The organism is Paraburkholderia sp. J7 (assembly GCF_905220155.1).
In the GTDB taxonomy this organism is placed as follows: Bacteria; Pseudomonadota; Gammaproteobacteria; order Burkholderiales; family Burkholderiaceae; genus Paraburkholderia.
This window is the reverse complement of sequence record NZ_CAJMYZ010000086.1, coordinates 1-614: the sequence shown is the minus strand read 5'-3', so window position 1 is coordinate 614 and position 614 is coordinate 1. Positions and strand designations below refer to the sequence as shown.

Below are 614 nucleotides of genomic sequence, written 5' to 3'. Positions count from 1 at the left end.
CGAGTGCCGGAGGACGCGCGAGCCCTGTATGTCTTCGCGCACGGCGCCGGGGCGGGCATGCAGCATGCCGGCATGTCGTCATTGGCCGACGCGCTTGCGGCGGCCAATGTCGCCACATTACGCTACCAGTTTCCGTACATGGAGCGGGGCTCCAAGCGGGTGGACTCGTCGGCCGTGGCACATGCTGCCGTGCAGGCGGCCGTCGCAGAGGCCCGCCGGCGGCTGCCAGCCCTGCCACTCTTCGCGGGCGGCAGGTCGTTCGGCGGCCGCATGACCTCCCAGGCTCAAGCCATCTCCCCGCTCGACGGCGTGCGTGGCCTCGCTTTCGTCGCGTTCCCGCTGCACCCGGCGGGCGCGCCTGGCGTGGAGCGGGCACGGCATCTGGCGGACGTCACGGTGCCGATTCTCTTCCTGCAGGGCACGCGCGACAAGCTGGCCGAGCTTCCCCTGCTGAGGTCGGTCGTCGAGACGCTGGGGCCACGCGCCACGCTGCATGTGGTGGACGACGCAGATCATTCGTTCCACGTGCGCGCGTCCTCCGGCCGGACCGACGCGGAGGTCGTGCTCGAACTGGCACGGACGATGTCGGCGTGGTTCTTCGCCGAAGGAGAGTT

1 protein-coding gene is annotated in these 614 nt (G+C 70.4%); it reads left to right on the top strand.

What is annotated here, in order from left to right; genetic code table 11:
• Positions 1-614, top strand: a 614-nt coding sequence (locus U5A58_RS40435) for an alpha/beta family hydrolase (RefSeq protein ID WP_321965458.1), incomplete at both ends; no start/stop codon positions are given.